The 25,311-nt window shown below is 56.1% G+C and carries 26 protein-coding genes; 13 read left to right on the plus strand and 13 right to left on the minus strand.

All coding sequences use genetic code 11. The annotated features are described in order from the left end of the window. Positions 1–305: 305 nt before the first annotated feature. The 8 genes from proX to M8370_RS05330 all read right to left on the minus strand — a co-directional run bounded on the left by proX (position 306) and on the right by M8370_RS05330 (position 8,206). The gene (proX, locus tag M8370_RS05295; protein ID WP_013098425.1) at positions 306–1,301 is read right to left on the minus strand and encodes a glycine betaine/L-proline ABC transporter substrate-binding protein ProX; all 996 of its coding nucleotides are present in this window, start codon (positions 1,299–1,301) and stop codon (positions 306–308) included. A gap of 9 nt (positions 1,302–1,310) precedes the next feature. Then, the gene (proW, locus tag M8370_RS05300) at positions 1,311–2,375 is read right to left on the minus strand and encodes a glycine betaine/L-proline ABC transporter permease ProW (protein ID WP_013098424.1); all 1,065 of its coding nucleotides are present in this window, start codon (positions 2,373–2,375) and stop codon (positions 1,311–1,313) included. After that, positions 2,368–3,570, minus strand: coding sequence for a glycine betaine/L-proline ABC transporter ATP-binding protein ProV (gene proV, locus M8370_RS05305; protein ID WP_013098423.1), 1,203 nt, complete (start codon positions 3,568–3,570; stop codon positions 2,368–2,370). Before proV ends, proW begins: the two co-directional genes overlap by 8 nt. Before the next feature lie 333 nt (positions 3,571–3,903). Continuing rightward, positions 3,904–4,863, minus strand: a complete 960-nt coding sequence (gene nrdF, locus M8370_RS05310) for a class 1b ribonucleoside-diphosphate reductase subunit beta (RefSeq protein WP_013098422.1) — start codon at positions 4,861–4,863, stop codon at positions 3,904–3,906. Positions 4,864–4,872: 9 nt separating this feature from the next. After that, positions 4,873–7,017, minus strand: coding sequence for a class 1b ribonucleoside-diphosphate reductase subunit alpha (nrdE, locus tag M8370_RS05315; RefSeq protein WP_250020604.1), 2,145 nt, complete (start codon positions 7,015–7,017; stop codon positions 4,873–4,875). Then, on the minus strand, positions 6,990–7,400 hold the full coding sequence (gene nrdI / locus M8370_RS05320; protein ID WP_038986138.1) for a class Ib ribonucleoside-diphosphate reductase assembly flavoprotein NrdI: 411 nt from the start codon (positions 7,398–7,400) through the stop codon (positions 6,990–6,992). Before nrdI ends, nrdE begins: the two co-directional genes overlap by 28 nt. After that, positions 7,397–7,636 (minus strand): glutaredoxin-like protein NrdH, encoded by a 240-nt coding sequence (gene nrdH / locus M8370_RS05325; RefSeq protein ID WP_045901508.1) that lies wholly within the window; start codon positions 7,634–7,636, stop codon positions 7,397–7,399. Before nrdH ends, nrdI begins: the two co-directional genes overlap by 4 nt. A 243-nt stretch (positions 7,637–7,879) precedes the next feature. Beyond that, positions 7,880–8,206 (minus strand): ElaB/YgaM/YqjD family protein, encoded by a 327-nt coding sequence (locus M8370_RS05330; RefSeq protein ID WP_045901506.1) that lies wholly within the window; start codon positions 8,204–8,206, stop codon positions 7,880–7,882. A 160-nt stretch (positions 8,207–8,366) separates the two neighbouring features. Here M8370_RS05330 and M8370_RS05335 point away from each other — a divergent pair, with 160 nt between their 5' ends. After that, positions 8,367–8,711, plus strand: coding sequence for a DUF2002 family protein (locus tag M8370_RS05335; RefSeq protein WP_013098417.1), 345 nt, complete (start codon positions 8,367–8,369; stop codon positions 8,709–8,711). Between the two features lie 32 nt (positions 8,712–8,743). On the opposite strand, the gene alaE is transcribed toward M8370_RS05335, so the two are convergent. Further along, a complete protein-coding gene (gene alaE, locus M8370_RS05340; protein WP_013098416.1) occupies positions 8,744–9,193 on the minus strand; it encodes an L-alanine exporter AlaE in 450 nt (149 codons plus the stop codon). Positions 9,194–9,672: 479 nt separating this feature from the next. On the opposite strand from alaE, the gene stpA reads away from it, so the two are divergent. Next, on the plus strand, positions 9,673–10,077 hold the full coding sequence (stpA, locus tag M8370_RS05345) for a DNA-binding protein StpA (protein WP_013098413.1): 405 nt from the start codon (positions 9,673–9,675) through the stop codon (positions 10,075–10,077). A gap of 38 nt (positions 10,078–10,115) precedes the next feature. Here stpA and M8370_RS05350 read toward each other — a convergent pair whose 3' ends face one another. Together M8370_RS05350 and M8370_RS05355 are read right to left on the minus strand one after the other, a co-directional pair. Continuing rightward, a complete protein-coding gene (locus M8370_RS05350) occupies positions 10,116–10,295 on the minus strand; it encodes a GDFGVC terminal motif YodC-like protein (RefSeq protein WP_013098412.1) in 180 nt (59 codons plus the stop codon). Positions 10,296–10,374: 79 nt separating this feature from the next. Next, a complete protein-coding gene (locus tag M8370_RS05355; protein ID WP_045901503.1) occupies positions 10,375–10,896 on the minus strand; it encodes a rhodanese family protein in 522 nt (173 codons plus the stop codon). Between the two features lie 178 nt (positions 10,897–11,074). Here M8370_RS05355 and M8370_RS05360 point away from each other — a divergent pair, with 178 nt between their 5' ends. Further along, positions 11,075–11,233, plus strand: a complete 159-nt coding sequence (locus M8370_RS05360; protein WP_013098410.1) for a YqaE/Pmp3 family membrane protein — start codon at positions 11,075–11,077, stop codon at positions 11,231–11,233. Here M8370_RS05360 and M8370_RS05365 read toward each other — a convergent pair. Then, the gene (locus M8370_RS05365; RefSeq protein ID WP_020684930.1) at positions 11,230–12,159 is read right to left on the minus strand and encodes a LysR substrate-binding domain-containing protein; all 930 of its coding nucleotides are present in this window, start codon (positions 12,157–12,159) and stop codon (positions 11,230–11,232) included. The two genes, M8370_RS05360 and M8370_RS05365, sit on opposite strands and share 4 nt — an antisense overlap. 318 nt (positions 12,160–12,477) lie before the next feature. Between M8370_RS05365 and M8370_RS05370 the strand changes: the two genes are divergently transcribed. The 6 genes from M8370_RS05370 to M8370_RS05395 all read left to right on the plus strand — a co-directional run bounded on the left by M8370_RS05370 (position 12,478) and on the right by M8370_RS05395 (position 20,072). Then, positions 12,478–13,083, plus strand: a complete 606-nt coding sequence (locus M8370_RS05370; RefSeq protein ID WP_014832999.1) for an ankyrin repeat domain-containing protein — start codon at positions 12,478–12,480, stop codon at positions 13,081–13,083. Between the two features lie 106 nt (positions 13,084–13,189). Continuing rightward, complete coding sequence (gene fdrA / locus M8370_RS05375) at positions 13,190–14,731, plus strand: acyl-CoA synthetase FdrA (protein WP_029883714.1); 1,542 nt, start codon at positions 13,190–13,192, stop codon at positions 14,729–14,731. Beyond that, positions 14,731–16,146: a YlbE family protein gene (locus M8370_RS05380; protein WP_013098406.1), complete on the plus strand. Its 1,416-nt coding sequence runs from the start codon at positions 14,731–14,733 to the stop codon at positions 16,144–16,146. Before fdrA ends, M8370_RS05380 begins: the two co-directional genes overlap by 1 nt. 11 nt (positions 16,147–16,157) lie before the next feature. Further along, positions 16,158–17,738, plus strand: coding sequence for a xanthine permease (locus M8370_RS05385; RefSeq protein ID WP_040023525.1), 1,581 nt, complete (start codon positions 16,158–16,160; stop codon positions 17,736–17,738). Continuing rightward, a complete protein-coding gene (locus M8370_RS05390) occupies positions 17,735–18,691 on the plus strand; it encodes a carbamate kinase family protein (RefSeq protein WP_013098404.1) in 957 nt (318 codons plus the stop codon). Before M8370_RS05385 ends, M8370_RS05390 begins: the two co-directional genes overlap by 4 nt. A gap of 1 nt (position 18,692) precedes the next feature. Further along, positions 18,693–20,072: an amidohydrolase family protein gene (locus tag M8370_RS05395; RefSeq protein WP_040023523.1), complete on the plus strand. Its 1,380-nt coding sequence runs from the start codon at positions 18,693–18,695 to the stop codon at positions 20,070–20,072. Between the two features lie 94 nt (positions 20,073–20,166). Here M8370_RS05395 and M8370_RS05400 read toward each other — a convergent pair whose 3' ends face one another. Beyond that, the gene (locus M8370_RS05400; protein ID WP_048970758.1) at positions 20,167–21,087 is read right to left on the minus strand and encodes a LysR substrate-binding domain-containing protein; all 921 of its coding nucleotides are present in this window, start codon (positions 21,085–21,087) and stop codon (positions 20,167–20,169) included. Positions 21,088–21,302: 215 nt separating this feature from the next. Here M8370_RS05400 and M8370_RS05405 point away from each other — a divergent pair, with 215 nt between their 5' ends. The 4 genes from M8370_RS05405 to M8370_RS05420 are packed head-to-tail and all read left to right on the plus strand — an operon-like array spanning position 21,303 to position 25,275. Further along, positions 21,303–22,634 carry an MFS transporter gene (locus M8370_RS05405; protein WP_013098401.1) on the plus strand — a complete coding sequence of 444 codons (1,332 nt, stop codon included), beginning with the start codon at positions 21,303–21,305 and terminating at the stop codon, positions 22,632–22,634. A 35-nt stretch (positions 22,635–22,669) separates the two neighbouring features. Next, positions 22,670–23,419, plus strand: a complete 750-nt coding sequence (locus M8370_RS05410; RefSeq protein WP_023620857.1) for an SDR family NAD(P)-dependent oxidoreductase — start codon at positions 22,670–22,672, stop codon at positions 23,417–23,419. A gap of 12 nt (positions 23,420–23,431) precedes the next feature. Beyond that, positions 23,432–24,277 (plus strand): transketolase, encoded by an 846-nt coding sequence (locus M8370_RS05415; protein ID WP_013098399.1) that lies wholly within the window; start codon positions 23,432–23,434, stop codon positions 24,275–24,277. After that, positions 24,277–25,275, plus strand: coding sequence for a transketolase family protein (locus M8370_RS05420; protein WP_013098398.1), 999 nt, complete (start codon positions 24,277–24,279; stop codon positions 25,273–25,275). The genes M8370_RS05415 and M8370_RS05420 overlap by 1 nt, the downstream gene beginning before the upstream one ends. Positions 25,276–25,311 lie beyond the last annotated feature (36 nt).

The following is a 25,311-nucleotide window of genomic DNA, read 5'->3' on the forward strand; positions in this document are numbered from 1 at the left end:
CACCGCCCTGGCGACCCGGGCTCCCGGCGGTAAATCGCCGCTTCGCGGTGCCTTCGGCTTATTCCTTCCGGCTTATCGGGGACGGGCGGATGTAACGTCCCTGTAAAGCCGCCCTCTCGGCGCATCCCTGCGCCTCGCCCCGGCCTGCAGGAAACGCCTCAGCGATTTACAGCCGGACCAGGGCGTCGCTGTAAGTCATTCATTTTCCTGAAACAACTTTCGTCGCTTTCGGTAAAAAATTACTGGGGATCCCTCAGCCCACAGGGAGAGGGAATGATTAAGAGAACCGGGGTGAGGGGAAAAACTTACTTCTGCGCCTCAAGCGCTTCCTTCACCCAGCCATCAAACTGCTGCTGGTGGGCTTTAATCCAGCCGTCAACGTGGCCCTTCACATCCGCCTCAGACGATTTGCCCGCGTGCATCATCGCATTCTGGGCGTTGATGTCCGCCAGCGGCAGCTTCATTACCGAGAACAGTTTGGCGGCGGCCGGGTTTTTCTCCGCCCAGGCTTTGTTGGCGACGATATGCATCGTATTCACCGGGAAGCCATAGTTCATGCCGTTCGGCAGTTTGGTGTCGATATCTTTCTGCTCGCCCGGCAGGGAGGAGAACGGCACCTGCAGCCACACCACATCTTTACCCGGCTTCAGCACGTCGCTCACCCAGTACGGGGTCCAGGTGTAATAAATCACCGGTTTACCCTCTTTAAAGCGGGCGATGGTGTCGGCCATCATCGCCGAGTAGTTGCCGTGGCTCACGTCGACGGTTTTCGCCAGACCGTACGCTTTGTTCTGGTGGTTAATCACCGCTTCACAACCCCAGCCCGGCGAGCAGCCCATCATATCGGCTTTGCCGTCGCCGTTAGTGTCGAACAGTTTGGCGATCTTCGGATCTTTCAGCTGCTCAATATTGGTGATGTGGTACTGGTCGGCGGTTTTCTTGTCGATCAGATAACCCTGCGCCGCACCGGTCACGAAGGTGCCTTCACGGTAGAACTTCTTATCACCGCCAGCCGCGGCGTACATATCGTCGTGCAGCGGCTGCCAGTTGACGGCAGTGAAGGTCGCATCACCGGAGGCAATCGAGGTGTAGCCGACGTTGTAATCCACTTCGCTCGGCGTATTGACCGTATAACCCAGCTTCTCCAGCGCGCGGCTGACGATAAGCGTCTGGAAGCTCTCTTCCGAAATGGTGCTCTGCACCGGCTGCACGGTAATGCCTTTACCCGGCAGGTCCGCGGCGAATGCGCTGGTGGAGACAAGGGTGGCAAACGCTGTGGCAAAAAGTACCTTATGTCGCATCGTTGTTCCTTATTTTCTGAATGGGCGGGTGAGTAACCCGACAGGGCCGGTGGTATACCAGCGACGGTTGCCGCGACTGCGTGAATCACGACCGACAGCCTGGGTCAGGCGGTCAAGAATAATGGCGAGGATCACAATGCCCACGCCGCCGACGGTCGCCAGCCCCATATCGAGGCGGCCAATACCGCGCAGTACCATCTGACCCAGCCCGCCAACGGCAATCATCGAGGCGATCACCACCATCGAGAGCGCCAGCATCAGCGTCTGGTTAACCCCCGCCATGATGGTAGGCATTGCCAGCGGGAGCTGAACTTTAAACAGCATCTGCCGTGGGCTGGCACCGAACGAACGGGAGGCCTCAATCAGATCCGCAGGCACCTGGTTAATCCCGAGTATTGTCAGACGAATAATCGGCGGCAGGGCGAAGATAATGGTCACCACCACGCCCGGCACGTTGCCGATACCGAACAGCATCACGATGGGCACCAGATAAACGAACGCTGGCGTGGTTTGCATCGCATCCAGCAGCGGACGAACGATCTTCGCCGCCCGTGGACTGCGCGCCAGCCAGATCCCCGTAGGCAAACCAATGACAATGCAGAAGAGCAGGGCGGTCAGCACCAGCGCCAGGGTGATCATCGCCTGCGACCACGCGCCAATGGCACCAATCGCAATCAACGAGATCAGCGTGGCGATCCCCATACCTGCACTACCAAACTGCCAGGCGATCAGCGAGAACAGCACAATCGCCACCGGCGCGGGCATGCCCAGCATCAGCTGCTGGAAGCCGTTGAGGATGTAATCCACCGGAACGCGGATCCCCTGGAAGACGGGACGGAAATGGGTAACCACCCAGTCGATCCCCTCCGTTACCCAGCTGTCCAGGGGGATCAGCGTTTTGTGGAACGGATCCATAATATTGAAATGTTCTGGTGCCGGTGCTGGCGCATTATTGAGCCAGTCTGCCGCGCCACCGCCATCGGCCGGTGCTGGCGTGGAACCCCACGCATCGGCAGATTGCGCAGCGCTGTCTGCTGCCTCTGTGGTGCCCCACGGGTTAGATTGATCAGCCATGGTTTGCCCCCTCGCGATCTAAAGCCTGCAGCAACATCCGTTTTGAGATGATGCCGACGTACTGTTGTTCTTCACCAATAACCGGCACGGCACAGGGTGCCTGGCCGACGTGAGAGAGCAACTCGCTGAGCGGCGTTTCGGCATCCACGGCAAGCGGAGCGTCAATTAACGCCGCATCAATTCCCTGGTTTTCGCTGAGCGCGGTTTTGAGAGAATCGATGGAGACAACGCCGACAAATTTATTGCCGCGTTCAACCAGATAACCGTATTCACGGTCTTCGTCCTGCAGAAGCTTAAGGGCAGAGCGCGGACCGAAACCTGGCGTTTTACGAATAATGCCGTTCGGGGTACGACGGGCAATATCTTTGGCGCTAAACACCTGGCTAATATCCACGCCGCGGAAGAAGGTCCGCACATAATCATTTGCCGGATTATTCAGAATTTCATCCGGTGTACCGACCTGCACCACTTCGCCATTTTGCATAATGGCAATGCGGTCGCCAATACGCATGGCTTCATCGAGATCGTGAGAAATAAAGACAATGGTGCGCTGGTGTCTGGCCTGTAATTTTACCAGCTCATCCTGCATCTCGGTGCGAATTAAGGGATCAAGCGCCGAGAAGGCTTCATCCATTAATAAAATATCGGGATTAATGGCTAATGCGCGGGCTAAACCTACACGCTGACGCATGCCGCCGGAAAGCTCATCCGGATACGCATGGGCATAATTTTCCAGCCCCACCTGGCGCAATGCATCAAGCGCTTTTTCCTGACGTTCGCTGGCGGCAACGCCCGCTAATTCCATACCAAAGGCGGTATTATCCAGTACCGTCATATGCGGCATCAGGGCGAACGACTGGAAGACCATCGCAATCTTTTTTCTGCGCACCTCGCGGAGTTCGGCATCTGATATTTGGGCAATGTCTACACCATCAATCAGGACCTGCCCACGGGTGGGTTCAATCAGGCGATTGAGAAGGCGAACCATAGTGGATTTACCCGAACCGGATAACCCCATGATGACAAAAATCTCGCCTTCTTCAATGGCCAGACTGGCGTCTTTAACGCCAAGCGATAGCCCGGTTTTTTCCAGAATTTGCTCTTTCGAAAGGCCTTTTTCAATATATTTGAATGCGCGCTGCGGATGCTCGCCAAATATTTTATAAAGATTCTTCACTTCTAATTTAATTGCCATGCAATAGAGAGTGTCCTGTTATTTGTTTATGTCGATATGATTACCATGGTAAATTGTTAACGGGCATAACCCTAACATACTCAGATTCTGAGGCAACCCTGGGTTTGCTTATGGGTTGAATTTTGCAGTAAGCGAAACGGCTGAATTTCCCATGAGTAAAGGGCTGAGCGCGATCTGAATTTTTGTGAATTTTTTGCTGCGCCATCGGGAGAATTCGCCTGGATCGGAGTGATTCAGGCGAATATGTCGTGGAGATGACAGTGTAGCTGAAGGAGAAATATCCGGAAGGAAATTGGAATATTTATATTTAATTAATGAACGTTAAGGCGATCATTAAAAATCCCAGTCCTCATCTTCTGTTTCCACCGCTTTACCCATCACATACGATGAGCCGGACCCGGAAAAGAAGTCGTGGTTTTCGTCAGCGTTGGGGGAGAGCGCCGCCAGAATTGCCGGGTTCACGTCGGCCATTTCGGGCGGGAACAAAGCCTCGTAGCCGAGGTTCATCAGCGCCTTATTGGCGTTGTAACAGAGGAAGGCTTTTACCTCCTCTTCCCAGCCGGTTCCGGCGTAGAGCTCTTCGGTATAGCTCAGTTCGTTATCATAGAGATCCATCAGCAAATCAAGGGCAAATCCTTTTAGCTCCTCGCGTCTGACATCACTGACTTTCTCCAGCCCTTTCTGGTACTTATAGCCGATGTAATACCCGTGCACCGCTTCATCCCGGATAATGAGGCGAATGAGATCGGCGGTGTTGGTGAGTTTGCCGCGGCTCGACCAGTACATCGGCAGCCAGAAGCCGGAGTAGAAGAGGAATGATTCCAGAAACACGCTGGCGATTTTCTTCTTCAGCGGCTCATCGGCCTGATAATAATCCAGCACCAGGTTGGCCTTGCGCTGCAGTGACTCGCTCTCTTCACTCCAGCTGTAGGCCGCATCCACATCTTTGGTCTGGCACAGCGTCGAGAAGATCGAACTGTAGGAGCGGGCGTGCACCGCTTCCATAAAGCTGATGTTCGACATCACCGCCTCTTCGTGCGGCGTCAGCGCATCGGCCATCAGCGCGGGGGCGCCAACGGTATTCTGGATGGTGTCCAGCAGCGTCAGACCGGTAAAGACGCGGATTGTCAGCTGCTGCTCGGCATGACTCAGGGTTTGCCAGGCCGGAATATCGTTAGAAAGCGGCACTTTTTCCGGCAGCCAGAAGTTGCTGGTCAGGCGGTTCCACACCTCCAGGTCCTTATCATCCTGAATGTGGTTCCAGTTAATCGCACTCACGCGTGACAGTTTCATCCTTTCTCCTTACAGCGCGCAGGACACGCAGCCTTCGATTTCGGTGCCTTCCAGCGCAAGCTGGCGCAGGCGAATGTAATAGAGCGTTTTAATGCCTTTCTTCCAGGCATAAATCTGTGCTTTGTTGATATCCCGCGTGGTGGCCGTGTCCGGGAAGAAGAGCGTCAGCGACAGGCCCTGATCCACGTGCCGGGTTGCTTCGGCGTAGGTATCGATGATTTTTTCCGGGCCAATTTCATACGCGTCCTGATACAGCGCCAGGTTCTCATTGGTCATAAACGGGGCGGGGTAGTAGACGCGCCCGGTTTTGCCCTCCTTGCGGATCTCAATCTTCGACACAATCGGGTGAATGCTCGACGTGGCGTGATTGATATAGGAGATAGAGCCGGTGGGCGGCACCGCCTGCAGGTTCTGGTTATAGATGCCGTGGCGCATCACATCGTCACGCAGCTGCTGCCACATTTCGCGCGTGGGCAGAACGATCCCGGCGCGGGCAAACAACGCGCGCACTTTCTCCGTTTTCGGCTGCCAGTCGCCCTCCAGGTACTGACTGAAATATTCCCCGCTGGCATAGCGCGACTGCTCAAAGCCCGCGAAGCGCTGGTTGCGCTCGCGCGCCAGCATCATAGAGGTGTGCAGCGCATGCCAGGTGATGGTGTAAAAATAGAGGTTGGTGAAATCCAGCCCTTCCGGGCTGCCGTAGGCGATGCCTTCCCGCGCTAGATAGCCGTGCAGGTTCATCTGGCCCAGGCCGATGGCGTGCGACGCGGCGTTGCCTGCCTCAATGGACGGCACGCTGCGGATATGACTCATGTCTGATTCTGCCGTCAGGCCGCGAACCGCTGTGTCGACCGTACGGCCAAAATCGGGGGAATCCATGGTGTGGGCAATATTCAGCGACCCGAGGTTGCAGGAGATATCTTTGCCGATGTCGGCGTAGTCCAGATTCTCGTCATAAGTGGACGCGCTGTTGACCTGCAAAATCTCCGAACAGAGGTTGCTCATGTTGATGCGCCCGGCAATCGGGTTCGCACGGTTTACCGTGTCTTCATACATGATATACGGGTAGCCGGACTCAAACTGAATTTCGGCAAGCCGCTGGAAGAAATCGCGGGCGTTGATGTATTTTTTGCGAATGCGATCGTCGGCAACCAGCTCGTCGTAAAGCTCGCTTATCGCCACGTCGCCAAACGCTTTGCCGTAAATTCGCTCAACGTCATACGGCGAGAACAGCGCCATGTCGGCATTCTCTTTGGCGAGCTTAAAGGTGATATCCGGGATCACCACGCCGAGCGACAGGGTTTTGATACGGATTTTTTCGTCGGCGTTTTCGCGTTTGGTATCCAGAAAACGCAGAATGTCCGGGTGGTGGGCGTGCAGGTAGACCGCCCCGGCCCCCTGACGCGCGCCAAGCTGGTTGGCGTAGGAGAAGGCATCTTCCAGCATCTTCATCACCGGGATCACGCCGGATGACTGGTTCTCAATGCGCTTAATTGGCGCACCCGCTTCACGCAGGTTAGACAGTAAAAACGCCACGCCGCCGCCGCGTTTGGACAACTGCAGCGCCGAATTCACCGCGCGGCCAATCGACTCCATATTGTCTTCTATGCGCAGCAGGAAACAGGAGACCAGCTCGCCGCGCTGGGCCTTGCCGCAGTTAAGGAAGGTCGGAGTGGCCGGCTGGAAGCGTCCGGAGAGGATCTCTTCCATCAGCTGTTCAGCCAGGGCTTCATCGCCCTGGGCCAGGGTCAGCGCCACCATCACCACGCGATCCTCAAAGCTTTCAAGGTAGCGTTTGCCGTCAAAGGTTTTCAGGGTGTAGCTGGTGTAATACTTCCAGGCGCCCAGAAACGTCTGGAACCGAAAACCGCTGGCGTGGGCCCGCTCAAATAACCTGACCACAAAGGCGCGGTCGTAACGGGAGAGCACGCGTTCTTCGTAATACCCTTCGTTGACCAGGTAGTCGAGACGCTCATCCTGGCTGGCGAACGTCACGCTGTTTGGACGGACGTGGGCGGCAAAAAAGGCGTCCACGGCGTCATGATCTTTACCAAACTGGATGCGCCCCTCGCGATCGTAGAGGTTAAGCATCGCGTTTAAGGCGTGGTAGTCCGGTGTCGCCTGCATTACGCGTTCTGCGGTTGTCGTTGCCAAAATTCGTTCACTCCTTTACGCACGTTCTCTACGTCCTGCTGTGTCCCCATCAGTTCAAAGCGATAGAGATACGGCACGCCGCATTTTTGAGAGATGACATCCCCGGCGCGACCAAAGGCGTCGCCGAAATTACGATTGCCCGCCGCAATCACGCCGCGAATAAGCGCGCGGTTATGGGGATCGTTGAGAAAGCGGATCACCTGACGCGGTACCGCACCTGCCGTACCGCCGCCGCCATAGCTGGGAACCACCAGAATGTAAGGGTCGTCTACCTGAATACGCTCCCGCTCGTTGAGCGGAATGCGCACCGCAGGCAGCCCGACGCGCTCCATAAAGCGGAGCGTGTTTTCCGAGCTGCTGGAGAAGTAGACCAGCCCACTCATGCCCTTGCGGCCTGCGCGGCGAGGCGGTTAATCATGTCCGGGCGAAAGCCAGACCAGCTGGTTTCCCCGGCCACCACCACTGGCAGCTGGCGAAATCCCTGGGAACGCAGAGTATCGGCAGCCTCGGGCACCAGATCGATATTCACCATCTCAAAGTCCACCCCGCGGCTTTCCATAGCTCGTTTGGTCGCGTGGCACTGAACACAATCGTTACGAGTGTAAATAATAATGCTCATGATTCGTATTTCCATTTAAAATAAGAGAACGGCGCGAAGCATCGCGTCAGGTTGTGTGTGTCTTGCTAAAGGGAATACTAGATGTAGTTGCGCTAAGTTTCAACCATACAAGATATGGGAAATTCAGATTGATGGCGCCCCAATGATGAGCACAGCGGGGCAGGGCAGGCTGCACGGGTTTTTCAGGCTTTCAGGCAAAGAAAAGCCCCGGCGCCAGAGGCAACCGGGGCTGATAACGCGCGCTTACTTACGCAGGCTAAGCAGGGCGCCAACAAAAATACCCACCGCCGCGACCGTACCCAGGGTACACAGCGGTTTTTCACGAACAAAGGTGGTGGCGCAATTTGCCATGTCGCAGGCAGCCTGGGTGGCACGAGAGCGGCCATGCATTCGGGCGCGTGTCTCACGCAGCAGAGACTGAGCCTTACGTTTTGCGGCCTCCGCATCGTCCTTCGCATCGGAGCCCCAGGATTTCAGCACCTCCTCCAGCGTGTCCGCTAATCTGCTGACATCATTACGAATATCCTGAGCGTCGTCGTTAATATCGTTTTGGTTCGGTCTGTTAAACATACGATCCTCCATAATTTTGTCTTCTGGTTTAGTTTAGTTCAGAAATTTAATATCTGAAGCGAGTCACGACTCATCAGGCCGTTTATGGAATATTCTGAAAGCCCTGCTAATGCTGAATACTGTAAGGTTGCCGGGCAGGAAAAGATAACGAGGAAAAGATATGTATTTACGACCGGATGAGGTGGCGCGCGTTCTTGAAAAAGCGGGATTCACCATGGATGAAGTGACGCCAAAAGCGTATGGCTATCGCCGTGGCGAGAATTATGTTTACGTGAATCGTGAAGCCAGAATGGGGCGTACCGCTCTTATTATTCACCCGACGCTGAAAGACAGAAGTCTGTCATTTGCTGAGCCTGCCTCGGATATTAAAACCTGCGATCACTACCAGCAATTTCCGCTCTATTTAGGCGGCGAGACGCACGAGCATTATGGTATTCCGCATGGTTTTAGCTCGCGTATGGCGCTGGAGCGGTTTCTGAAGGGACTGTTTGGCGACGCACAATAATACTGCGACTGGCATACGCCAGTCGCTTCATATCAGGCTTTTGCCTGGCTGTACTGGCTGACCCTGAACAGGCGGCGACAGTAGTCGAGGAAATAGCCATACACCGCGCCCATCAACATCGAAATCACGATATTTGAGCTCACCGCTGCGGCAATCTGATGCCAGTCTGCCCCCACCGTCAACAGGATCGCCACATACACCGGCGACTGAAACGTCACATAGGCTAGCACATCCGCCAGGTTTTTCATCCAGCCAGACGGGCTGATGCGGCGGGCGAAGCGCATCACGGCATCACGGTATAAGCCATAAGGCCAGGCGATAATAATGTTCACCGGGATCGCTACCAGACGCGAAGAAAGTGACTGCTCGAAGGTCATTCCGGAGAGGAATATTTCAATCAGCATGTTCACGACGGAACAGTAGACAACCATCGCGAAAGTATCCGCTACCGCGTGGCGCAGGCGAGATTGCGGTGAGAACATGGCTGAGCTCCTTGAGACGCACAAAAGTAATGATCTTAGTGATTTGGGTTGGTTTGGTTGATGTGTATAGCGTATCCTTCTGGCTTTAAACTAACAACTAGTGTTAAATTTTTATTTACTCGCGTTTTTTCCACAAAATCCTCTAAAGATGATGGTTTTTTGCTCGCTTCGTTATTTTCTTTCTCGTCCTGTTTTTTGATGCGCAAAATCAACAAGTTGCTTGCGATGCGTGGGCGGCGACCGTGCGACACGCAGCGCGCAGCGTACCCTCCTGTGATTTGCCTTAAAACCGACCGTTTATGTTGTTATGAATGTTTATTAAAAGCAGCGCGACAACGCGATATCCGGATAATATAAGCTGTGTCTTTAAAAATATTTACAATAATGACAAAAAGCGTCGATGGGTGGATATTATGTTTGAAATGAATTATTCTTCGCTTTGATTTTACGACTCACCACAAAAAAGGTTTTCAAATAATATGTCTTTGACGTTACAGAATCTTAATAATATCCGAACTCTGCGCGCCATGGCGCGTGAATTATCCCTGGACGTTCTTGAGGAAATGCTGGAAAAAGTCAGGGTCGTTGCTGAAGAGAAACGTAGTGAGCAGGCGGAATTAGAGCAACAGCGCGCTGAGCAGCAGGAAAAAATTAATGCTCTGCTGGAACGGATGAAAGCCGATGGTATTTCACCGTCCGATCTGCTGGGTGTAGAGCTGGCGCATGCGGGTAAATCGGCGAAAAAACGTAAGCCGCGTGAAGCAAAATATCGCTTTATTGACCAGAACGGTGAAGAGAAAACATGGACCGGTCAGGGCCGCACGCCGAAGCCTATTGCCAATGCGCTGGAAAACGGCAAATCACTGGATGATTTTCTGATCTAATGCGTGAGCCGGGCGGAAGACTCCGCCCGGTTGTCTGTTTAGCAGACGCCAAAATCACCGTCTTCGGTGTACAGCGCAACTTCCGCTGCCTTCAGGGTATATTTCTCGCCCTGCTCATTGCTGGCCTGAACGGCCACAATGCTATCCCCATTCACTTCGAGCACTTTCAGTTTCGGGCCGCCCTGACGCGGTTGCACATAATCACCGACAGAAAACATAGAACCTCCTCATCGTTTTAGCGATCTTCACTGTAGCCCACGTCACACGCCGGGTACAGCAGGGTTCATCGATTACTGCTTATGAGGTATGTCTGTTCCACGGCATCACCCTGAGCAGTCTTGCCATGCCGCAAAATCCGGTCAGGCCAGCAAACAGAAGCCCGGCCCCGACAAAACCGCTCAGCAGGAAGAAGCCGCTGGAGAGCGTATAGCCCAGCACCACGCCGCACAGAATCAGCAGCCCGGCAGCAATTTGCACCTGACGCATCAGCGGCAGCGGCTGGGATTTATCTTCTACGGTCGGCAGTCCGGCCTGTTTCCAGCCCTGAATACCGCCCTCGACCACCAAGGCCTGAGCAGGCGACGCCGCCTGGGCAAGACGTGCGGCGTTGTTCGATGTTCTGGCCCCGGACTGGCAGTGAAAAATCACCGTTTCACCCGCCCCGGCGTTCAGTGCGCCGGGTAAGGTGTCCAGCGGCACGGACTGCGCGGCGGGAATATGCTCGCGGGCATATTCGTCAGGATCGCGAATATCAATCAGCTTTGCGCCGTCATCAATAAGCGCGTTTGCCTGCTGTGGCGTAATCAGAGGAAGAGACATGGTGTTTCCTTACGATCGTGTTTTATGTAGTAGAGCATTTAAAGAAGGATTTAAGCCAGTGTAAAGAGGGTAAAGGCAGGTAAAAGCGCGCCAGCCGAATGGCAGTTACCCGTAAACTGACTACGCTTAGAGATGTCTCTTTTATAATTTTCAATTGGTTAGCTTGCACGGAGTCTTTATGGGTTTTTGGCGTGTTGTTTTTACGATTATTCTCCCGCCGCTGGGCGTACTGCTTGGCAAGGGACTGGGCTGGGCGTTTATCCTGAATATCCTTCTGACCATACTGGGCTACTTCCCTGGACTTATCCATGCGTTTTGGGTTCAGACGAGAAACTAGGTGCGCCACAGTAAGTCGCTGTAGATCCCGGTCAGTACGCCCTGCGGGCCGAACTGCTGTTTGATCCAGCGCGTAACCTGGCCGGTCGCCGCATGCTGCGTGGCAAGCAGCATGCGCGAATCCTGACGCGGGTTATTAATGCGTCGTGTCACCAGCAGCCCGTCCGCTACGGCCTCCCGGGCCATGTATTCCGGTAAAAAACCGATCCCTTCCCCCAGAATCTGACACTGGCATTTGGTGTTAAAATCCGGCACCAGAATCGCCTCCTGCCCGTGCAGCAGCCAGCCGACCTTCTTATTAATGGTGTGCGCGGTGTCCTCCACCATGATGTTCGGGTAGAGGCGCAGCTGGCTTTCCGCGATCGGTTCCGGGACAAACGCCAGCGGGTGTTCCGGCGCGATGGCGAATACCCAGCGGATAGCGCCAATCTCCGTGTAATCAATGCCGCCGCCGTCAAGAAGCGTATCCGGCGCGCCAATCGCGATATTGGCCTGGTTATTGATGATTGAGTCCCAGACGCCGTTATAGACCTCCGTGGTGACGGTGATCTGGCAGGTGGGAAACTGCTTTTTCAGCACCTGCAGCAGCCGCGCGGTATGACGTGGGGTATACAAAAGCTGATTGATGCAGATGCGTACCCGCGCCTCGATGCCCTGAGAGATGGTGTCTATCCCACGCCTGATGGCATAGAAATCGTTCAGCAGATCGGTGGCCTTGCGGTAAAAGTAAAAGCCGGACTCGGTCAGCTCGATGCTGCGGGTGTTACGCACAAACAGCACCACGTCCAGCCCGGTCTCCATACGTTTGATGGTGTAACTGATGGCCGACGTGGTCACACCCAGCTCGGCGGCGGCTTTGCTGAAACTGCCAAAACGCGCCGCCGTGGTGAAGGCCAGCAGATTCTCTTCAGTAAAGATGGAATTCATATTACGGCTCCGGGTTACCATCAGTTTTGAACATATTTTAACAGCGGCGCAACAACGCATTTGACGGCGGTCACAGTTCTGATGTTTAGCTACAGGCCTTGTTATGCAAGGCTTCTTTGGTCATAAGCAAAATGCCGTGAATGGCCTGAAAAAACGCTTACCCATAAGAAAAAGGTTGCACAGACGCACGTTTTGGCTGAACCGTTGAATTTAACTCAACAATGAATTGACTGTCGATGAATGATTTTTAAGCGGATTCTTTTCTGAAAGGGCTGTTGCTATTCTCAGGTCATCAGCAACACACCATCGGGAGTCTGTATGTCTGCGAACGAACTTGTGACGGAATTTTTACTGGCGGCAGAGCAGGGTAATGTCGACGCGCTAAAAGCCTGCCTTGAGAAAGGTGTCGATATTAACGCCACCAACCGTCAGAAAAGAACCGCCATTGTTATTGCCAGCCTGAAAAAACATTACCCCTGTGTCGCGTTATTAATTGACGCCGGTGCGGATATAGATAAACAGGACCAGACCTGTTTTAACCCCTTCCTGATCAGCTGCCTGACCAATGATTTAACCCTGCTGCGGCTTGTTCTGCCCGCCAACCCGGATCTGGACCGCCTGACACGCTTCGGCGGAGTGGGGATTACGCCCGCCAGTGAGAAAGGACATGTGGAGATTGTCCGCGAGTTGCTGGAAAAGACCGATATCAACGTTAATCACACCAATTTTGTCGGCTGGACGCCGCTGCTGGAAGCCATTGTCCTGAATGACGGCGGCCCGAAACAGCAGGCGATCGTGAAGCTGCTGCTGGACCACGGTGCGAATCCGCACATGACCGATAAATACGGTAAAACCCCGCTCGAACTGGCGCGGGAAAAAGGCTACCACGCGATAGCTGACCTGCTGCTGGCGGCGGGCGCGTAATTTATTCGGCCAGCCTGTTTCCGGCTGGCCCCCATTTCAAACGTATTTTTCCGACGTGCATTTTGCACGACGGCGGCCCCCTTTTATCCGCATTCAGGAGAAAATAATGCCCACAAAAATCGTGATTAAAAAGAACACGTATTTTGACTCCGTCTCATTAATGTCCGTTTCCACCAAAGCCAATAAATTGCCGGGCGTTGAGCAGGCCTTTGTGGCGATGGCGACGGAAATGAACAAAGGCGTATTAAAAAATCTCGGGCTGTTAACGCCGGAATTAGAGGATGCGAAAAACGGCGATCTGATGATCGTCATTAAAGGCGACGCGGCCAATGATGAAACCCTGGCGGCGATTGAAGCGTTATTTACCCGAAAAGAGAGCGCGGGCACCCATGAAGCACGCTACGCGACTCTGGCCAGCGCGAAAGCCCACCGTCCCGACAGTAACCTGGCGGTGATTTCAGTAAACGGCATGTTTGCGGCACGCGAAGCGCGCAAGGCGCTTGAAAACGATCTCAACGTGATGCTCTTTTCCGATAACGTATCCCTCGACGATGAGCTGGCGCTCAAGCAACTGGCGCATCAGAAAGGGCTGCTGATGATGGGGCCAGACTGCGGCACCGCTATTATCAACGGCGCAGGACTGTGCTTCGCCAACGCCGTACGCCGCGGGTCGATAGGCATTGTCGGGGCGTCCGGCACCGGTAGCCAGGAGCTGAGCGTGCGCATTCATGAATTTGGCGGCGGGGTATCGCAGCTGATTGGCACCGGCGGGCGCGATCTCAGTGAAAAAATCGGTGGTCTGATGATGCTCGACGCCATCGACATGCTGGAGGCCGACGATGCCACCCAGGTCATCGCGCTGATCTCCAAACCGCCAGCGCCAGCGGTGGCAGAAAAGGTGCTGGCGCGTGCCCGGGCCTGTCGCAAACCGGTCATCGCCTGTTTCCTTGGTCGCAACGAACCGCCCGCCGATGAAGACGGTCTGCAGTTCGCCCGCGGCACCAAAGAGGCGGCCCTGAAGGCCGTGCTGCTCACCGGTATCAACAAAGCGTCCCTTGACCTGCATCCGCTCAACTGGCCCCTGATTGAAGAGGTGCGCGCCCGTCTCACTCCGCAGCAGAAATACATTCGCGGTCTGTTCTGTGGCGGCACCCTGTGTGATGAAGCGATGTTCGCCGCGCTTGAGAAGTACGACGACGTCTACAGCAACATTCAGCCCGATCCGGCGAAACGCCTGCGCGACATTAACGTCAGCCAGGCTCACACCTTCCTCGATTTTGGGGATGACGATTTCACCAACGGCAAACCGCACCCGATGATCGACCCGACCAACCGCATCAGCCGCCTGCTGCAGGAGGCGCGCGATCCGGAAGTGGGCGTAATTGTGATGGACTTCGTGCTGGGCTTTGGCGCGCATGAGGATCCGGTCGGCGTGATGCTCGATGCCATTAAAGAGGCGCAGGCGATTGCGAAAGCCGATAACCGTCCGCTGGAGATCCTCGGCTATGTGTTGGGCACCGACCAGGATCCCCAGTCGCTGGCGCAGCAGTGTCAGCTTTTGACCGATGCCGGCGTGATCTGGGCCAGCAGCAGTACTAACACCGGATTACTGGCACGCGAATTTGTCTGCAAAGGGGAGAACGCCTGATGACCACCTTATTCAACCAACCGCTGAACGTCATTAACGTCGGTATTGCGCTGTTCAGTGACGATCTTAAAAAACAGCACGTCCCCGTCACCCAACTCGACTGGGCACCGCCGGGGCAGGGCAATATGCAGATCGTCGAAGCGCTCGACCAGCTGGCCGCGGAGCCGCTGGCAGAGAAGATCGCTGCCGCCAACAAGATTGCGCTGGAGCGCATCATTCAGTCCCACCCGGTGCTGGTGGGGTACGACCAGGCGATTAACGTTGTGCCGGGGATGACCCGTACCACCATTCTGCATGCCGGTCCTCCGGTGAGCTGGGAAAATATGTGTGGCGCGATGAAAGGCGCTGTCACCGGCGCGCTGGTGTTTGAAGGGCTGGCGAACGATCTGGAGGAGGCAGCAAGGCTGGCGGCTTCAGGCGACATCACCTTCTCGCCGTGCCACGAGCACGACTGCGTGGGCTCGATGGCGGGCGTTACCTCCGCGTCGATGTTTATGCATATCGTTGAGAACAAAACCTACGGCAACCGCGCCTACACCAACCTCAGCGAGCAGATGGCGAAGATCCTGCGCATGGGCGCCAACGACCAGAGCGTCATTGACCGTCTGAACTGGATGCGCGATGTGCTTGGCCCGATGCTGCGCGACGCCATGAAGATTATCGGCGAAATCGATCTGCGCCTGATGCTGGCCCAGGCGCTGCACATGGGTGACGAATGCCACAACCGCAACAACGCGGGCACCACGCTGCTGATCCAGGCGCTGACGCCGGGGCTGATCCAGGCGGGCTATCCGGTGGCGCAGCAGCGCGAGGTATTTGAGTTTGTCGCCAGCAGCGACTACTTCTCCGGCCCGACGTGGATGGCGATGTGTAAGGCCGCGCTGGACGCCGCCCACGGCATTGAGTACAGCACCGTGGTCACCACCATGGCGCGTAACGGTTACGAGTTTGGTCTGCGCGTCTCTGGCCTGCCAGGGCAGTGGTTCACCGGCCCGGCGCAGCAGGTGATTGGCCCGATGTTCGCGGGTTACAAGCCGGAAGACTCCGGGCTGGATATCGGCGACAGCGCCATCACGGAAACCTACGGTATCGGCGGCTTTGCGATGGCGACGGCCCCGGCGATTGTCGCTCTGGTGGGCGGCACGGTGGAAGAAGCCATCGACTTCTCCCGCCAGATGCGCGAAATCACCCTCGGTGAAAACCCGAACGTCACCATTCCGCTGCTGTCGTTTATGGGCATTCCAACCGCCATCGACATCACCCGAGTCGCAGGCAGCGGCATTCTGCCGGTTATCAATACCGCCATTGCCCACAAAGACGCCGGTATTGGCATGATTGGCGCGGGCATTGTGCACCCGCCGTTTAGCTGTTTTGAAAAGGCGCTGTTGACCTTCCGCGATCGCTACTTTTTATAAGGCAAGCATCCATGAAAAACATGAAACTGGAGTGGAAAAGAGGTGACTGGGCGGCATATTTCGGGTTGATGACCAACAACCTGACCAATTTGCTAACCATGATGGGGTTGCTCATTTTTGTCGTCGGCATCCCGAAGGAGATTGTTTATGGACGCATCGCGCCGGCCTTCGGGCTGGCGGTGCTGGTGGCGAGCGTCTGCTACGCGTGGTTTGGCCTGCAGATGGCGCGCGCCACCGGACGAACGGACGTCACCGCGCTGCCGTCTGGCCCGAGCGCGCCGTCGATTTTTACCGTCACCTTTCTGGTCCTGATGCCGGTCTACCAGCAAACCGGTGACGCGGATTTTGCCATTCAGATCGGTCTGGTGTGGTGCTTTGTCGAGGCGATGATTCTGGCGGGCGGCTCTTTCCTGGGGGAGACCATCCGCAAGATGATCCCGCGTACCGTGCTGCTCTCGTGTCTGTCGGGCCTGGGCCTGCTGTTGCTGGCGATGAACCCGATGCTGCAGGCGTTTGAAGCGCCCACCGTGTCGTTCATTGTGCTGCTGCTGATCTTCATTAACTGGTTCGGCAAAAAACCGATCTTCGCCAGGATCCCGACCGGTCTGCTGTTGTTGATTGCTGGCACGGTGTTAGCGTGGATCTCCGGCCTGCAAAGCCCGGAGGCAATCAAAGCCTCGATGTCCTCTTTCGGCTTTAACCCGCCCGAAGTCCATGTAGAAGGTTTCCTGCAGGGCTTGCCGCACGCGCTGCCGTACCTGGCGTCTGCCGTGCCGCTGGGGCTGGCGAACTACATCTTCGACCTGGAAAACATTGAAAGCGCCCACGCGGCGGGAGACGAGTACCCGACCCGCAAGGTAATGCTGGCGAACGGCCTGGCCTCCATGCTCGGCTGCCTGATGGGCAATCCGTTCCCGGTGACGGTCTATGTGGGTCATGCGGGCTGGAAAGCGATGGGCGCCAGCATCGGCTACACGCTGGCCTCCGGCGTGACCATGTTTATCGTGCCGCTGTTCGGGCTGGGGGCGTTTATGCTCGCCATCATTCCGATGACCGCCATCGTGCCGATCCTGGTGTTTATCGGCGTTGTCACCGCCAACCAGGTGGTGAGGGAAACGCCCAAAGTGGAGGTGCCCGTGATTTTCATCTGCCTGTTCCCGTGGATCGCCAACTGGGCGTTGACCATGATGAACAGCGTGATGGGCGCGGCGGGCACCAGCGCGGCGAAAATCGGCACCGACGTGCTGCACAGTAAAGGGATCTACTACGAGGGGCTGGTGCATCTGGGCAGCGGCGCACCGCTCGCCAGCATGCTGTGGGGCTGCATCGCCATCTTCGCCATTATCAACAAACCGCTGCGCGGGGCCATTGCCGCCGCCGGTGGCGCGCTGCTGGCGCTGTTTGGCGTGATCCACGCCCCGGTGGTGGGCTTTGCCGAAGGCAGTTCGCTGATGTTTGTGACGGCGTATCTGATGATGGGCGGCATGTTTGTGGTGAAGCATGTGCTGGATATCTCTGTTAATCCCCCTCTCCCTGTGGGAGAGGGCCGGGGTGAGGGCACCAGAACGCACCTTCTAAAGGAAACAAAATGAAAGAGCTTATGGTCGTCGCCATTGGCGGCAACAGCATTATCAAAGATAACGCCAGCCAGTCGGTTGAACATCAGGCGCAGGCGGTAAAGGCGGTGGCAGAGTCGGTGCTGGAGATGCTGGCCTCGGACTATGACATCGTGCTTACCCACGGCAACGGCCCCCAGGTGGGGCTGGATCTCCGCCGCGCCGAAATTGCCCACGAGCGGGAGGGACTGCCGCTCACGCCGCTGGCCAACTGCGTGGCGGATACGCAGGGCGGTATCGGCTACCTGATCCAGCAGGCGCTTAACAACCGCCTGTCTGCGCGCGGTGAGCAAAAAGCGGTCACCGTTGTCACTCAGGTGGAGGTGGATAAAAACGATCCGGGCTTTAGCCACCCGACCAAGCCTATCGGCGCGTTCTTCAGCGAAGCGCAGCGCGATGAACTGCAGCAGGCGCATCCGGACTGGCACTTTGTTGAGGATTCTGGCCGGGGCTATCGTCGCGTGGTGGCGTCGCCGCAGCCGTTACGCATTGTTGAAGCCGATGCCATCAAGACCCTGACGCAAAAAGGCTTTGTGGTGATTGGCGCGGGCGGCGGCGGTATTCCGGTGGTGCGCACTGAGCAGGGCGATTACCAGAGCGTTGACGCGGTGATTGATAAAGATCTCTCCACCGCGCTGCTGGCGCGCGAGATCCGCGCCGACGTGCTGGTGATCACCACCGGGGTCGAAAAAGTGTGCATCCACTTTGGCAAGCCGAACCAGCAGGCGCTGGACACGGTGAGCGTGGCGCAGATGACGCGTTACAAAGACGAGGGCCATTTCCCGGCGGGCAGCATGCTGCCCAAAATCGTCGCCTCGCTGGAATTTTTACGCCATGGCGGCAAGCGCGTGATCATCACCTCGCCAGACTGCCTGCCCGCCGCGCTGCGCGGGGAAACCGGTACCCATATTGTTAATGAAGGAAGATAAGATGAGTGAAAATAAAAGCCGCCGTGAATTTATCAGCCAGAGCGGCAAAATGGTCACCGCCTGTGCGCTGTTTGGCGCGACCGGTTCCGTCGCGTATGCTGCCGATTCCGCAAAACCAACCTGCGAGACGGGCAAACCGATGAACATCACCGCTAAACACTACTACCTGGACAACGTGCTGCTGGAGGCCGGATTTAACGTCGACGGCGGCGTGGCGATGAGCACCCGCACCGAGCTGAAAACGCTGGAGATCAAAGACGGGAAAATTGTCGCCCTGCGGGATAACAAAAGTCACGCGGACGCCACCCTGCCGCACTATGATGCGGGCGGCAAGCTGATGCTCCCGGCGATGCGCGATATGCACATTCACCTGGATAAAACCTTCTACGGCGGCCCGTGGCGTTCGCTCAACCGCCCGGCGGGTACCACCATTCAGGATATGATCCGCCTTGAGCAGAAGCTGCTCCCCGAACTCCAGCCTTATACCCAGGAGCGCGCCGAAAAGCTGATCGATTTGATCCAGTCGAAAGGCTCCACCCTCGCCCGCAGCCACTGCAATATTGAGCCAGTCTCGGGCCTGAAGAATCTCGAGAACCTGCAGGCGGTGCTGGCGCGCCGCAAGCCCGGATTTGACTGCGAGATCGTGGCGTTTCCACAGCACGGCCTGCTGCTGTCGAATTCCGAAAAGCTGATGCGCGAGGCGATGCAGGCCGGGGCGCACTATGTGGGCGGGCTGGACCCAACCAACGTTGACGGGGCGATGGAGAAATCTCTCGACACCATGTTCCAGATTGCGCTGGATTATGACAAAGGGGTGGATATTCACCTGCACGAAACCAGCCCGGCGGGCGTGGCGGCGGTGAACTACATGGTCGAAACCGTGGAGAAAACCCCGCAACTGAAGGGCAAACTGACCATCAGCCACGCCTTTGCGCTGGCCACGCTCAACGAGCAGCAGGTGGACGAGATTGCCACCCGCATGGCGGCGCAGCAGGTGACTATCGCCTCCACCGTGCCGATTGGCACCCTGCATATGCCGCTGAAGCAGCTGCGCGATAAGGGCGTGTTTGTCATGACCGGCACCGACAGCGTGATCGACCACTGGTCACCGTACGGCCTGGGGGACATGCTGGAAAAAGCGAATCTCTACGCCCAGCTCTATATCCGCCCTAATGAGCAGACGCTGTCCCGCGCTTTAGGTATTGCGACCGGTGACGTGCTGCCGCTGAACGACAAAGGTGAACGCGTCTGGCCGAAAGCGCAGGACGATGCCAGCTTTGTGCTGGTGGACGCCTCCTGTTCCGCCGAGGCGGTGGCGCGCATATCTCCGCGCACCGCGACCTTCCATAAGGGGAACCTTGTCTGGGGCACGGTGGGTTAATGTGCTTTTTCCCTCTCCCGGTGGGAGAGGGTTGGGGTGAGGGCAACAGGCCGCAGATTTTGTAGGTCGGGTAAGGCGAAGCCGCCACCCGACGTTACAGATGATAACCCGACAGCCGCAGCTCCCGGTCAATCCACTCAACGAACTGCTGGATCTTCCACGCGCGTTCATGCATATGCGGCATTACCAGATGATGTGCGTTAATAGCGATCCCCATCTCATCCGGCAGTACCTGCACTAGTGAGCCATCTTTCAGGTGGTCTGTCGCCATCATTTTGCTCTCAAGGATAAATCCCAGCCCCATGCGCGCCGCTTCAAAGCTCATATAGGAGCGGTCAAAGCTGAGGCTGAAGTTGAGCCAGGGCCTGTCGATATTGTGCCAGGCGAACCATTTTTCCCAGTTCACCAGAGTGCTGGTGGACGAGATGAGTGACTGTTGCAGCAGATCGGTGGGTGTGCTGATGGGGTGTTTTTGCGCATACTCCGGCGAGGCCAGCACCACCAGCATGTCGTTTTTTATGGTCATCACCCGGTAAGCATCCCAGTCCGGGATACCGTGGCGGATATCAATATCAATATTATCTCTGGCGAATTGCAGATTCTCATAGGAGCAGGTGAGATTGATGGTGATATCGGGATATTCGGCGCGAAACTTACCCAGGCGGCGCAACAGCCATGACAACCCGAAGGTGGGCGAGGAGTGCACCCGAAGCACGGCGTTATCTTTCTCTTTGACGATCTGATCGGTGGCGCGTCCGATGGCGCTCATCGCCGCCGAGACCTCCCGCAGATATTTTTCGCCCGTTGGGGTGAGCTGAACCCCTCTGCCGCTGCGGATGAATAATTTCTTGCCCATCCACGACTCCAGCGACGCGATCTGATGGCTGACCGCAGAGGGGGTGACGTTGAGCTGTTCGGCCGCCTGATGGATGCTCAATGCGTTAGCGACGGCGATGAATGCCTGCAAATTTCTGAGCGAGGGCAGTGATAACGTCTGGCGATCCTGCGCGGACATAGCCTACTCCTGTCATGTTTATTGATAAAAAACATAACATTGAGACGATATGAGGGCAATTTTATCCCGATGTTATTTTTTTGAGCTGTATCGCGAATCAAATTTATCTCAGCAATAAATGAGGTTTATTGAATGGTGTTTCATTCATGAGCCGATATATTGACCTTGAACGTAAAAATAAAACGACTCACGTTGTTCGAATAATGAGGTAAGTTATGTCTCGTATAGAACATGCTGTCCCCTACATAAACACTAAAAAAACCAATTACCGTTTCGTTGTGCTGGCATTAATTTTTATTGTGTATGCCATTAACTATGCTGACCGAACAAATATTGGTGCAGTACTGCCCTTTATCATTGATGAGTTTCATATTAATAATTTCGAAGCCGGTGCCATCGCCAGTATGTTCTTTTTGGGATACGCATTGAGCCAAATTCCAGCGGGCTTTTTTATCGCCAAAAAGGGTATTCGCGGCATGGTGGCGCTGTCGATATTCGGCTTCTCGGCGTTTACCTGGCTGATGGGCACGGCGACCTCAGTTCTGGGTCTGAAGTTTATTCGTCTGGGGCTGGGGTTAACGGAGGGGCCGTGTCCTGTCGGGCTGGCCTCCACCATCAATAACTGGTTTCCACCAAAGGAGAAGGCCACCGCCACCGGCGTCTACATTGCGGCCACCATGTTCGCGCCGATCCTCGTGCCGCCGCTGGCGGTGTGGATCGCCATGACCTGGGGCTGGCGTTGGGTCTTCTTCTCCTTCGCGATCCCCGGTCTGGTCATTGCCGTTCTGTGGTATCTGCTGGTGCGCACCAGACCATCAGAGAGCGCATTCGTCTCTAAAGCCGAACTGGAGACCATTACTGTGGGTCAGGAGACGCCGGACGCCAGACGGGAAAACATCGTGATTTCACCGGGCTTTGCGCGCCTTGACCGCCTGATTCGCGTGCGGGACTTAGCCCCGGTGAGCACGGTAAAAGGGCTGTTTACCTCGAAGAATATCCTCGGCGACTGTCTGGCCTATTTCATGATGGTCAGCGTGCTGTATGGCCTGTTGACGTGGATCCCGCTCTATCTGGTGAAAGAGAAAGGCTTTACGTTTATGAGCATGGGGCTGGTCGCCAGTATGCCGTGCATCGGCGGATTTATCGGGGCGATTTTTGGCGGTTACGTATCCGACAAACTGCTCGGCCGTCGGCGTAAACCGACCATGATGTTTACCGCCATCAGCACCGTGTTAATGATGGTCATCATGCTGAATATTCCGCAAAGCACCGTTGCGGTTTGCGTGGGGCTGTTTTTTGTCGGCCTCTGTCTGAATATCGGCTGGCCTGCTTTTACGGCTTACGGTATGGCCGTTGCGGACAGTAAAACCTATCCGATAGCTGCGTCAATTATCAATAGCGGCGGAAATCTCGGCGGATTTGTTTCCCCGATGCTGGCAGGTTTTCTGCTGGATAAAACAGGAAGTTTTAATTCTGTCTTTATTTATTTCGGTGTTTGTGCAGCGATTGGCCTGTTTGTGATTATGTTGCTGGATGAACCGAAATAAAAAATAAATTCCTTTTACCATAGTGGAGTAAATATATGCTACTGAAAGATAAAGTTGCCGTTATTACCGGCGCGGCTTCTGTACGCGGTTTGGGTTTTGCCACGGCTAAATTATATGCCGGGCAGGGTGCGAAGGTAGTGATTATCGATTTAGATGCTGAGGCCAGTCGGGCAGCGGCGGCGAATCTGGGTGAAGAGCATCTGGGCCTTGCGGCGAACGTCAGCAATGAATTACAGGTCAACGCCGCCATTGAGCAGGTGCTGGGAAAATACGGGCGCATCGATATTCTGGTGAATAACGCCGGTATTACTCAGCCGATTAAGCTGATGGATATTAAACGCGAGAATTACGACGCGGTGCTGGACGTCAGCCTGCGCGGCACGCTGCTGATGTCCCAGGCGGTGATCCCCACCATGCGCGCGCAGAAGTCAGGCAGCATTGTCTGCATTTCATCGGTATCAGCACAGCGCGGCGGCGGTATTTTTGGCGGCCCCCACTACAGCGCAGCTAAAGCAGGTGTGCTGGGCCTGGCGAAAGCGATGGCCCGCGAGCTGGGTCCGGATAACGTACGCGTAAACTGCATTACACCCGGCCTTATCCAGACGGACATCACCGCAGGCAAGCTCAGCGATGAGATGAAAACCGCCATCCTGGCGGGCATTCCGCTTAACCGCCTCGGTGACGCGCAGGATATTGCCCGCGCCGCGCTGTTCCTTGGCAGCGACCTTTCGTCTTACTCCACCGGTATCACGCTCGACGTGAACGGCGGCATGCTGATCCATTAAGGAGACTCGACGATGACGGATACCACAGTTCAACAGGTTGCCGCGGCGGCATGGCGTATTCGCCGCTATGCGCTGCGCATGGGCGAAGTGCAGGGGCAGGGCTACATCGGGCAGGCGCTGGGCTATGCCGACGTACTGGCCACCGCGTTTACCCACGGTATGAACCTCAAGCCGGACGAGCCGGAGTGGGAAGGCCGTGACCGTTTTCTGCTTTCCCACGGTCATTACGCCATTGCCTGTTATGCCGCCCTGATTGAAGCCGGGATCATTCCTGAAGAGGAGCTGGAGACCTACGGCTCGGACGACAGCCGCCTGCCAATGTCCGGTATGGCAACTTACACGCCGGGCATGGAGATCTCCGGTGGTTCGCTGGGACAGGGGTTAAGTATTGGGGTCGGCATGGCGCTGGGGCTGAAGCACAAGCAGAGCGCGGCATGGGTCGTTAACTCCATGTCGGACGGTGAGCTTGACGAAGGATCAACCTGGGAAGCGGCTATGTCTGCAGCGCACCATGGCCTGTCGAACCTGATCGTGCTGGTGGACATTAACCGCCAGCAGGCAGACGGCAATTCGCACAAGATCCTTGGCTTTGAGCCGCTGGAAGATAAATGGACCTCGTTCGGCTGGTATGTGCAGCGCGTAAATGGCAACGATGTCCCTGCGCTGGTGGCGGCGTTTGATAACGCCAGACGCTATCCGGAAAACCAGCCACGCGTCATTTTGTGCGACACGCTGATGGGCAAAGGTGTGCCTTTCCTCGAACAACGTGACAAGAACCATTTTATTCGCGTGGATGCTGACGAGTGGCAAAAGGCACTCGCCGTGCTGGATGCCAACAAACCTGAAGGAGTGCTGTAATGAGCCAGATAACGGAGAAAAAACCGCGTTTAACCACGTCGGCCATGATTGCCTCTATTGCGGAAGACGGCCAGGAGACGCGCTCTGCACCGTTCGGCCATGCGCTGGTGAAGCTGGCGGAACAGCGCCCGGAAGTTGTCGGTATGACGGCGGATTTGTCGAAATATACCGATCTGCATATCTTTGCCCAGGCGTATCCGGAACGTTTCTTCCAGATGGGAATGGCGGAGCAACTCTTGATGGGCGCGGCCGGGGGAATGGCAAAAGAGGGGTTTATTCCCTTCGCCACGACATATGCGGTCTTTGCCACCCGTCGTGCCTACGATTTTATTCATCAGGTTATCGCCGAAGAGCATCTCAACGTGAAGATATGCGCTGCACTGCCGGGGTTAACCACGGGCTACGGTCCGAGCCACCAGGCGACGGAAGATATTGCGATTATGCGCGGTATTCCGGGGATGACCATCATCGATCCCTGCGACGCGATAGACACCGAACAGGCTGTACCGGCGATCGCGGCGCACAATGGGCCAGTGTATATGCGACTGCTGCGCGGCAAGGTGCCGGTGGTGCTGGACCAGTACAATTACCAGTTTACGCTGGGCAAAGCCGCGCTGCTGGAAGAGGGGAGCGACGTCCTGATCATCGCCTCAGGGCTAATGACCATGCGCGCGCTGGAGGCAGCAAAGCAGCTGCGTAAGGATAACGTCAGCGTGGCGGTACTGCACTCGCCCACCATTAAACCGCTGGATGAGGAGACCATTCTGGCGCAGGCCGCGAAACCGGGACGGCTGGTTATTGTGGCGGAAAACCACAGCAGCGTTGGCGGGCTGTGTGAGGCCGTCGCGTCGCTGTTAATGCGCAACCGCGTGAACGTGGATTTTGATACCGTCGCACTGCCGGACGCGTTCCTTGATGCGGGGGCGCTGCCAACCCTGCACGACCGCTACGGGATCTCAACCACCGCTATGGTGGAGAAAATCCGACGCAGGCTCTGATCGTGACGGGGCGAGCGTTCCTCGCCCCTTTCCTGC

Source organism: Enterobacter cloacae complex sp. OE43NF, assembly GCF_023544405.1.
In the GTDB taxonomy this organism is placed as follows: Bacteria; Pseudomonadota; Gammaproteobacteria; order Enterobacterales; family Enterobacteriaceae; genus Enterobacter; species Enterobacter cloacae.

What these genes read in the sequence shown, in the direction of transcription:
- nrdF (WP_013098422.1), bottom strand. Translation starts at nt 4,863, where the DNA reads ATGAAACTGTCACGCGTGAGTGCGATTAACTGGAACCACATTCAGGAT.
- nrdH (WP_045901508.1), bottom strand. Translation starts at nt 7,636, where the DNA reads ATGAGCATTATTATTTACACTCGTAACGATTGTGTTCAGTGCCACGCG.
- M8370_RS05330 (WP_045901506.1), bottom strand. Translation starts at nt 8,206, where the DNA reads ATGTTTAACAGACCGAACCAAAACGATATTAACGACGACGCTCAGGAT.
- proV (WP_013098423.1), bottom strand. Translation starts at nt 3,570, where the DNA reads ATGGCAATTAAATTAGAAGTGAAGAATCTTTATAAAATATTTGGCGAG.
- M8370_RS05390 (WP_013098404.1), top strand. Translation starts at nt 17,735, where the DNA reads ATGAAAGAGCTTATGGTCGTCGCCATTGGCGGCAACAGCATTATCAAA.
- fdrA (WP_029883714.1), top strand. Translation starts at nt 13,190, where the DNA reads ATGCCCACAAAAATCGTGATTAAAAAGAACACGTATTTTGACTCCGTC.
- M8370_RS05335 (WP_013098417.1), top strand. Translation starts at nt 8,367, where the DNA reads ATGTATTTACGACCGGATGAGGTGGCGCGCGTTCTTGAAAAAGCGGGA.
- M8370_RS05370 (WP_014832999.1), top strand. Translation starts at nt 12,478, where the DNA reads ATGTCTGCGAACGAACTTGTGACGGAATTTTTACTGGCGGCAGAGCAG.
- proW (WP_013098424.1), bottom strand. Translation starts at nt 2,375, where the DNA reads ATGGCTGATCAATCTAACCCGTGGGGCACCACAGAGGCAGCAGACAGC.
- M8370_RS05380 (WP_013098406.1), top strand. Translation starts at nt 14,731, where the DNA reads ATGACCACCTTATTCAACCAACCGCTGAACGTCATTAACGTCGGTATT.
- M8370_RS05405 (WP_013098401.1), top strand. Translation starts at nt 21,303, where the DNA reads ATGTCTCGTATAGAACATGCTGTCCCCTACATAAACACTAAAAAAACC.
- M8370_RS05410 (WP_023620857.1), top strand. Translation starts at nt 22,670, where the DNA reads ATGCTACTGAAAGATAAAGTTGCCGTTATTACCGGCGCGGCTTCTGTA.
- M8370_RS05395 (WP_040023523.1), top strand. Translation starts at nt 18,693, where the DNA reads ATGAGTGAAAATAAAAGCCGCCGTGAATTTATCAGCCAGAGCGGCAAA.
- alaE (WP_013098416.1), bottom strand. Translation starts at nt 9,193, where the DNA reads ATGTTCTCACCGCAATCTCGCCTGCGCCACGCGGTAGCGGATACTTTC.
- M8370_RS05415 (WP_013098399.1), top strand. Translation starts at nt 23,432, where the DNA reads ATGACGGATACCACAGTTCAACAGGTTGCCGCGGCGGCATGGCGTATT.
- M8370_RS05350 (WP_013098412.1), bottom strand. Translation starts at nt 10,295, where the DNA reads ATGTTTTCTGTCGGTGATTATGTGCAACCGCGTCAGGGCGGCCCGAAA.
- M8370_RS05360 (WP_013098410.1), top strand. Translation starts at nt 11,075, where the DNA reads ATGGGTTTTTGGCGTGTTGTTTTTACGATTATTCTCCCGCCGCTGGGC.
- M8370_RS05420 (WP_013098398.1), top strand. Translation starts at nt 24,277, where the DNA reads ATGAGCCAGATAACGGAGAAAAAACCGCGTTTAACCACGTCGGCCATG.
- stpA (WP_013098413.1), top strand. Translation starts at nt 9,673, where the DNA reads ATGTCTTTGACGTTACAGAATCTTAATAATATCCGAACTCTGCGCGCC.
- M8370_RS05365 (WP_020684930.1), bottom strand. Translation starts at nt 12,159, where the DNA reads ATGAATTCCATCTTTACTGAAGAGAATCTGCTGGCCTTCACCACGGCG.
- M8370_RS05385 (WP_040023525.1), top strand. Translation starts at nt 16,158, where the DNA reads ATGAAAAACATGAAACTGGAGTGGAAAAGAGGTGACTGGGCGGCATAT.
- proX (WP_013098425.1), bottom strand. Translation starts at nt 1,301, where the DNA reads ATGCGACATAAGGTACTTTTTGCCACAGCGTTTGCCACCCTTGTCTCC.
- nrdI (WP_038986138.1), bottom strand. Translation starts at nt 7,400, where the DNA reads ATGAGTGGGCTGGTCTACTTCTCCAGCAGCTCGGAAAACACGCTCCGC.
- M8370_RS05400 (WP_048970758.1), bottom strand. Translation starts at nt 21,087, where the DNA reads ATGTCCGCGCAGGATCGCCAGACGTTATCACTGCCCTCGCTCAGAAAT.
- M8370_RS05355 (WP_045901503.1), bottom strand. Translation starts at nt 10,896, where the DNA reads ATGTCTCTTCCTCTGATTACGCCACAGCAGGCAAACGCGCTTATTGAT.